Source organism: Helicobacter cetorum (genome assembly GCF_900198405.1).
Taxonomy (GTDB): Bacteria; Campylobacterota; Campylobacteria; order Campylobacterales; family Helicobacteraceae; genus Helicobacter; species Helicobacter cetorum_C.
This window is the reverse complement of record NZ_FZMR01000045.1, coordinates 1-5,221: the sequence shown is the minus strand read 5'-3', so window position 1 is coordinate 5,221 and position 5,221 is coordinate 1. Positions and strand designations below refer to the sequence as shown.

Annotated in this window: 3 protein-coding genes and 1 pseudogene; 1 reads left to right on the top strand and 3 read right to left on the bottom strand. The window is 34.4% G+C overall.

Annotated features, from left to right (window positions below; all coding sequences use genetic code 11):
• Positions 1 to 134: 134 nt before the first annotated feature.
• A pseudogene (locus C6H25_RS08910) lies at positions 135 to 278 on the top strand (outer membrane beta-barrel protein); the annotation flags it as partial.
• 462 nt (positions 279 to 740) lie between these two features.
• Here the strand turns inward: C6H25_RS08910 and C6H25_RS08455 are convergent.
• The 3 genes from C6H25_RS08455 to C6H25_RS08445 are packed head-to-tail and all read right to left on the bottom strand — an operon-like array spanning position 741 to position 5,082.
• Positions 741 to 3,311, bottom strand: a complete 2,571-nt coding sequence (locus C6H25_RS08455) for an ATP-dependent Clp protease ATP-binding subunit (protein WP_104748977.1) — start codon at positions 3,309 to 3,311, stop codon at positions 741 to 743.
• Between the two features lie 41 nt (positions 3,312 to 3,352).
• A complete protein-coding gene (gene pseC / locus C6H25_RS08450) occupies positions 3,353 to 4,483 on the bottom strand; it encodes a UDP-4-amino-4,6-dideoxy-N-acetyl-beta-L-altrosamine transaminase (RefSeq protein WP_104748976.1) in 1,131 nt (376 codons plus the stop codon).
• Entirely contained in the window at positions 4,480 to 5,082 is a 603-nt protein-coding gene (locus C6H25_RS08445; protein ID WP_104748975.1) for a Laminin subunit alpha-2 precursor, read from the bottom strand. Before C6H25_RS08445 ends, pseC begins: the two co-directional genes overlap by 4 nt.
• Positions 5,083 to 5,221 lie beyond the last annotated feature (139 nt).

Sequence of the window (5,221 nt, the reverse complement as noted above, 5' to 3'; positions counted from 1 at the left end):
TTTTTTTGTGTCACATTTCTCATTGGTATAGTGGTTTTTGTTTTTTTGTATTTAACGACACCGCAAACCACGAGAACAACACAAGGAGTATGGTAGGCAGCTTCAGATGTGAATAAGCGTCAGATTTTGGATTAAGAACTAATATTGCTAGACATCATGGCATTGAATTAGGTGTTAAAATTCCTATGATTAGTCAAAGATATATTGATACTACTAATTACAAAGTGAATTATAAAAGAGAATATGTTTATTATGTAGGGTATTTGTGGGGGTTTTAAGGGTTAGGGGGCAAGCAATAAGCCTATTAGATTTTGAAACAAGAATACATAAACCAATATTTTAAAAACTCCCATGTTTAGGGGTGTTAGTAAGCCCCCAAACAAACCTTGCATATCTATACAAACAAGACCTTAAACCTTGTTTTTGTCTCAAATCAACAACAAATTTTAAAAAGAACGCTCAAATTGTAATTGTTTCTATCCTTTCTGAGAGATTAGATAAAATTAAAGGCTCTGTCTTATTAAAAATTAATCTTAAAAAATATTTACTTATGAAAAATCAATCTTATCTTTTTGTTATAGGCATTCAACTAACAAACGCCATAAAACATCTCTACCTTAATTCTTAAATACTATCTATATATACAATTAAAAACAGAGCCATATTAACTATCCATATCATTCAATCAATTCACTTGAAAAGAAATTTCTAATATCTTTAGCTTATACGCTTAAGAAATCTTACCTAATCTTAGGCACAATTTCATTATTTTCTACCACAAAACTAACGCAACTATTTTCTTTAATCCTATCTTCTAAAATGAGTTCAGCGAGCTTATCTTCTATCATTTCATATAACGCTCTTTTTAAGGGTCTAGCCCCATAGAATCTATCAAAGCCTACTTGAGCTATCAATTCTCTTGCTTTTTGGTCTAATTCTACGCTGATACCCCTTTCAAACGCCTTTTTTTGAATGCCTTCAAAGAGTATCCCAACGATATTAGTAATGGCGTTATTATCTAATGCATTAAAGGAGATAATTTCATCTAAGCGGTTCAGAAATTCTGGCTTAAAGATTTGTTTTAGGCTCTCTTTGATAGCCTTTTGTTTATCCATTTCACTTAAATTCTCATCTAAAAGCACATCGCTAGCCACATTACTTGTGAGAATGACAATCGTATTTTTAAAATCCACTTTCACACCCTTACTATCGGTTAAATGCCCTTCATCTAAAACTTGTAACAAGAGATTAAACACATCAGGATGGGCTTTTTCCACTTCATCTAATAATACCACGCTATAGGGCTTTCTTCGCACCGCTTCTGTTAATTGACCGCCTTCTTCATAGCCCACATACCCAGGGGCAGCTCCTATAAGACGGCTTATGGCATGTTTTTCCATATATTCGCTCATATCAATTCTAATGAGATTTTTAGAACTATCAAACAAAAATTGTGCCAAAGCTTTTGCACTCTCTGTTTTACCCACCCCAGTAGGTCCTAAAAAGAGAAAACTTCCTATAGGCTTATTGCTATCACTAAGTCCCGCCTTATTTTTTTTGATCGCTTTAGCAATCGCTTTTAAAGCCTTGTCTTGCCCTACAACCTTTTTTTGCAACTCGCTTTCAATGTTTAAAATCCTTTCTTTTTCGCTTTGGAGCATTTTTTGAATGGGAATTTGAGTCCATTGACTCACAATCTCGGCGATATTATTCTCTGTTAAAGCGTTTTGTAATAACGCCCCATTTTGTTGCATATTTTCCCATTTATGTTGCAGTTCTTTTTCTTTCTTTTCATTTTCGGGGATTTTAGCGTATTCAATTTCAGCCGCTTTTTGATAATCTCCATTGCGTTTAAATCTCTCAGCCTCACGCCTTAAGCCCTCTATTTCTGCCTTTAAGTGTGAAATTTCTTTAAACACTCCTTTTTCATTCTCAAATTGCGCTTCTAATTCTCTTTTTTCTTCTTTCAAATCGCTCAATTCTTTAAGGATTTCTTGCATGCGTTTGAGATTACTCTCTTTGTTTTCCATTTCAAGGGCTTGTTTTTCTACTTCTAGTCTTTGGATTTGTCGCTTAATAAGAGAGAGTTTTGCCGGCTCAGATTCCATTTGCATTTTTAATTGCGCCGCCCCTTCATCAATCAAATCAATCGCTTTATCAGGTAAAAATCTATCCGTAATATAACGGCTAGATAGTTTAGCACTTGCTATAAGAGCAGAGTCATTGATAGTGATATTATGGTGTGTTTCTAAAGTCTCTTTAAGCCCCCTTAAAATCTGTAAAGCTTCATTAATGCTAGGCTCATTAAGCATAATAGGTTGAAAACGCCTTTGTAATGCCATGTCTTTTTCAAAATATTTGCGGTATTCCTTTAAAGTGGTCGCTCCAATAGTGTGTAATTCCCCCCTAGCTAACGCTGGTTTTAAAATATTAGCCGCATCCATGCCCCCCTCACTTGCCCCAGCTCCCACAATAGTATGGATTTCATCAATAAATAAAATCACATTAGCGCTTTTTTTAACTTCTTCAATAACTTTTTTCAAACGCTCTTCAAACTCGCCCCTATATTTTGCCCCAGCCACTAATAAGCTTAAATCTAAAGCAATGACACGCTTATTTAAAAGTGTAGTAGGCACTTCTTTATTGACAATGCGCTGGGCTAAACCTTCCACAACAGCCGTTTTTCCCACTCCTGGCTCACCTAACAAGATAGGATTATTCTTAGTTTTTCTAATCAAAATCTGCATCATACGAATGATTTCTTCATCTCTCCCAATAACGGGGTCAAGTTTATTTTCTAGGGCTTTTTGAGTTAAATCAATGCCAAATTTTTCTAAACTCTCTAAATTAGAATCATCATTCTTATCTTGAATAGTCGCACCTTTTCTTAAAAACTCTAAAGTTTTTTGCAATTCTTTGGTGTCTAAATAAGGCTTTAAAACACTCTCAAAAAGACTCATATTAGCCAAAAGATAAACATCTACAGCCACAAACAAATCACCCATTTTAGCGCTCAAGCCTTGAGCATTTTCAAAGCTTTGCATTAAGGCATGACTTAATTGAATATCTTGCTTATTGATTTGTGAAACTTTAGCTATTTTTTCTATTTCACTCTGAATACTAAGTCTTAAAGCTTGAATGTCTATAGACATCTTTTGTAGGGCTTGAATAAGTATGCCTTGTGAGTTATTAAGCATAGCAAAAAGCATGTGCATGGGCGTAATTTCAGCGTTTTTGTGGTGTAAGGCTAGAGCTAACGCACTATCTAAACTCTCTTGTAATTGATTAGTCATCTTTTCAAACAAATTCATCATAAACCCCCTTAGAGCTTTAATCTAAAATCTTTACTATTTTACACTATTTTATTATAACTCTCAAAGGTTTTTAAAACGCCATGAGCGATTATTTTCACACTCTCTAAATCCAAATTCGCATAGCAAGGTAAAGAGATTTCAGCGTGATAAAAATTCTCGGCACTTTCTAGGGGAGCTGTATTAAAAAGCTGTTGATACAATTTATATTGATAGATAGGTTTATAATGCACTTGAGCTAAAATGCCAAGCTTGTGCAAACTCTCTAAAATGCGTTTTTTAAATTTAAAAAATCGCTGGTGAATCAAAATGGGATAAAGATGGTTAGAACTTTTATGCTCTAAAAGGGGGTGTAAGGGGGTAAAATAAGGATTATCTTTAAGAATCCTATCATAGACTAGAGCGATTTCTTCTCGTTTTTGCATTAAAAGGGGGGCTTTTTTAAGCTGGCTCAAACCCAAGGCACTTTGGATTTCATTCAAGCGGAAGTTATACCCTACGCTTTCTACTTCGCCTTCAAAAAAATCTTTTTTGAACATGCCATGAGAACGAAACAATTTCATTTTTTCAAATAATTCACTATTATTTGTTACCACTGCTCCCCCTTCAGCCGTAGTTATAGGCTTAATAGCATGAAAACTAAAAATACTCGCTAAGGCAAAGCCCCCTACCTTTTGATTTTGATACTCGCTTCCTAGGGCATGCGAACTATCAGAAAGAAAAGCTAAATCATATTTTTTACAAAGCTTTTGAATGCTTTCAACTTCTATGCTCTTGCCTGCATAATCCACGCTTACTATAGCTTTGGTTTTTTCTGTAATCAATTTTTCTAGGGCTAATGCATCAATATTGCCATCATTTTTGATTTCAGCAAATACAGGCTTGTAGCCACTCTCTAAAAGCATGTTAGTGGTAGCTACAAAGCTTATAGGAGTAGTAATCACTTCATTGCAACTAGCATTAAAATCGCTAAAATTTCTATAGAGTGCTAAAAGAGCCGAAGTGGCACTATTAAATACAAGGGCATGTTTAACGCCCAAAAACTCACATAATGCTTCTTCAAATAAAACAGAATATTTACCCTGTGTGAGTTGCGTAGAGTTTAAAACTTCTAAAACAGCCTTTCTATCTTCTTCATCTAAGCAAGGCTCACTATAAGCAAACTTTTTCAAGCGAGTAACTCTTGCAAGCGAGATGGAGTGATTTTGCTGGTATCATGGACATCTTGAAATTTTTGAGCGTTCAATCTTGCTTTATCTAAGGTATTGTATTCTTTGTTTAAGTGATTAGTTTTGGCAAGCTGTTTTTTCCACTGATGTAAAGAGTTTTGAATGTTTTCTCTCTCATGTTCTATAGATTTTGAAAAACTTGCAAGAGATTTTGCATTATCAATATCAACTTCGTTAGGGGTTTTTAAATGCGTGGTGTCCTTACCTACATCTTGATGGAAAGAATTAAGGGCTTTATTGAGACGAGTTTTAAAATGCTCAAAATGATTTTGGTCTTTTTCATTAGCATGAGCGTAATTTTTAGAAATCGCCATTAATTCTTTGGTGTCTTTATTGATTTGATTTAAATCTTTTAAGCGTTTCTGTAAAGTCCCAATCGCTAGATTTTCATCTTGAGCTTGTTTGGCTAATCTACTCGCTTCGCTAGACTCTAAAGAACTTTGAATTTCCTTATTTTCTTCTCTTGCTTGCGGACTAACTCTTTGAGTATGATAATCTCTCATCATTAAAGATGGGTTATAACTATTTGAAATCTTAGGCATCCTATCCTCGCTTCATTTTATTTTCAAAAGTAAAACAAGCAAACTTTATTCCTAAAGATACTCTTAACTACACACCATCTCTAAAATATAGATTTAAGTTTTTAACATCTTTTTAATCCTAACCCCTAAAACCCCCACA